At 61.0% G+C, this 2,813-nt stretch carries 2 protein-coding genes and 2 pseudogenes; 2 read left to right on the forward strand and 2 right to left on the reverse strand.

All coding sequences use genetic code 11. The features are described 5' to 3' along the window. A partial coding sequence (locus tag JWR14_RS36685; protein WP_299719363.1) for a GGDEF domain-containing phosphodiesterase occupies positions 1-1,003 on the forward strand: 1,003 nt, incomplete at its 5' end. 147 nt (positions 1,004-1,150) lie between these two features. Here the strand turns inward: JWR14_RS36685 and JWR14_RS38670 are convergent. Then, a pseudogene (locus tag JWR14_RS38670) lies at positions 1,151-1,590 on the reverse strand (thiamine pyrophosphate-dependent enzyme). Next, positions 1,505-2,011 carry a hypothetical protein gene (locus tag JWR14_RS36690; protein ID WP_299719365.1) on the reverse strand — a complete coding sequence of 169 codons (507 nt, stop codon included), beginning with the start codon at positions 2,009-2,011 and terminating at the stop codon, positions 1,505-1,507. Before JWR14_RS36690 ends, JWR14_RS38670 begins: the two are co-directional and overlap by 86 nt. A 71-nt stretch (positions 2,012-2,082) precedes the next feature. Between JWR14_RS36690 and JWR14_RS36695 the strand changes: the two are divergent. After that, positions 2,083-2,797 (forward strand): annotated as a pseudogene (locus JWR14_RS36695) (IS6 family transposase). Positions 2,798-2,813 lie beyond the last annotated feature (16 nt).

The raw sequence follows: 2,813 nt of genomic DNA on the forward strand, positions 1-2,813 counted from the left end.
CGCGCTCAACGTCGCCGAACAGGTGATCGCAGCGAGCGGGCTACCCATTTCCATAGGAGATGTGGCGGGAACGGTGGGCGCAAGCATTGGGATTGCCCGTTATCCGGAGTCTGCCCGCACGGCCGACGAACTGCTGCGCAACGCCGATACCGCCATGTACGAAGCGAAGCGCGCGGGCGGCATGCGCGCGCGGGTGTTTGGGCATGCGGACGCCGAGCGCCTCGTTCAAAGGCGGAAGTTGCGCGCTGACTTGCAGACGGCGCTCGAGTGCGACCAGTTCGCGCTCTTCTATCAGCCGCAAGTGGAATGCGGGACGCAGCGCCTTTATGGCTTCGAAGCGCTGATCCGTTGGAACCATCCCAATCTCGGCGTGCTCGTGCCCGGGCAATTCATGGAGCTGCTGCTGGCGTCGCCCGCATACGAAAAGACCAGCCGATGGGTCATCAGGCAAGCGTGCCGGCAAGTTGCCGCGTGGCATCGCGCCGGACATACGCAGATCAAAGTCGCGGTGAACTTGTCGGCCGGCAACATCCAGAGTTCGAAGTTGGTCGAGACCATCGCGTGCGCGTTGTCAGATGCCTGCGTTGAAGCGAGGGTACTCGATATTGAGGTCACTGAGACCGCGGTCATGGAAGACTTTGCTGCCGCCGCGAAGAACCTGTCGCAATTGCGGCGCATGGGCGTCACCGTCTCGCTCGACGACTTCGGCACCGGCTACTCAAGCCTCGCCTACCTGACGCGCTTGCCGGTCGACTGCATGAAGATCGACAAGTCATTTATTCAGGGGCTGACGTCGCAGGAAACCTGTCCGCATGCGCGCACGATGATCGAGGCCATGGTCGCCCTCGCGCGTTCGCTTGACATTCGGACAGTAGCGGAAGGCGTCGAAACGGCGGATCAAGCGGCGGCGGTGACGTCACTCGGTTGCGATGCCATGCAGGGTTACTGGACCGGCCGTCCCGTCACGAGCCAGGTAGCAACGGATACTTTGCTGGGCCTTTGAGAAGGCTGCGCCAAGTTCAGCGAAATGGAACCCGGCGGCCTTCTTGCGCCGTGCGACATCAGCCCTTCATGTTCGCCAGCGCGTTCGCGCGAATTTCAGTCAGGCTCAAGCGCGGCGTCAGCGCGTCCGGGTCCATGCGGATCTCGATCAGCGCAGGTTGTCCCGAGGCCACTGCGCGTTCAAAAGCGGCGCGAACTGCGCTGTGCTTTCCACAACTTCGCCGTGACAACCGAACGCCTGCGCGAACATCGCGAAGTCAGGATTGACGAGGTCCGTCGCCGAGACGCGTGCGGGATATTCGCGCTCCTGATGCATGCGGATGGTCCCGCACATACCGTTGTTTACCACCGCGAAGATGACATTCGCCCGACACTGCGCGGCGTCGCGAGTTCCTGTCCGTTCATCAGGAAACAGCCGTCGCCGGCAAACGCAATCACCATGCGATCCGGCGCGATCCGCTTCGCCGCGACGGCAGCGGGCACGCCATAGTCAGTTGAACCGTTAGTCGGCGCAAGCTGCGTACGAAAACCCTTGTACTGGAAATAGCGCTGCAGCCACGCGGAATAATTGCCCGCGCCGTTGGTCACAATCGTATCGGCGGGAACCCGTCCGCTCTGCCATCTCACGACCTCGCTCATCTGCACCACCCCCGGTGAGACCCACCGACTCGAGCGCCTTGACTTTGGTCGCGCGCAACGCCGTGGTATCGGATGTCCAAGGCGCCCGCGCACGCGGTTCCAGCGCACGCGCCGCGCGAGCGAACGCTGCCATGGCGCTGTTGATGCCGATCGACGGCTGATACACGCGCCCCGGTTCTTCGATACCCAGATGCACATGCACGAGTTGCTGCTTCGGCACGGGGATATCGACGAGCGTATAACCGGCCGTGGTCAGCTCACCGCGCCGGGCGCCGGCAACCACAAGCAGGTCGGCATCGCGAACACCCGCGAACAGATCCGGTCCGGCCGCCAGCCCCAGGTCGCCCACGTAGTTCAGATGGCTCTGCAAATAGGCCTGGGGAACCGGTTAAAGTAGTCAGCCTGACGGACTGGTAGCCGGTGAAGAGCAAGCGGAGAGGTATGGAGGGGTTGTTCGATGGACGGCATTTTGATCGAGAGATCATTGTTGTGTGCGTGCCCTGGTACCTTCGCTACAAGCTCAGCCTACGCGATCTGATCGAGATGATGGCCGAGCGGGGACTGTCGCTGGCGCACACGACGATCATGCGTTGGGTGAAGCGATTTACACCGGAGTTCGTGAAGCGCTGGAATCATTTTGCCATACCGGCAGGGCGGTCATGGCGTGTTGACAAGACCCATCGGAAGATTCGCGGCAAATGGGTTTATCTGTACCGAGCGGTGGATCGGGTCAGCCAGACAGTGGACTTCATGCTCAGCGCAAAGCGCGACGTGGCTGCGGCAAAAGCCTTTTTCAGCAAGGCAATGAAACATCAGGGTCAGCCACCGGAGACGATCACGCTCGATGGGTATGCCGCCTCGCACCGGGCCGCGCGGGAGATGATCGCTGATGGTCTGCTGCCTGAGGGAACGATCGTGCGCTCGTCGAAGTATCTGAATGGATCATCGAAACATCAAGTCCAGGACGAACGTGATGCTCGGCTTCAAACGGGTCAGGAGTGCCGCGACCACGATTTCAGGCATCGAGTTGATGCATCGCATTCGCAAACGGCAGTTCGATCTCTCCTCTCGCACTCGAGCACATCTTTGCCACTCCGCAACTCTCAACCTAGCCGGTCCTGCCCAGTTATTTTTGCATAAGCGGGAATTAATATAAAAATGCGACCCGTAAG

This window comes from Caballeronia sp., assembly GCF_028292365.1.
GTDB lineage: Bacteria > Pseudomonadota > Gammaproteobacteria > Burkholderiales > Burkholderiaceae > Caballeronia.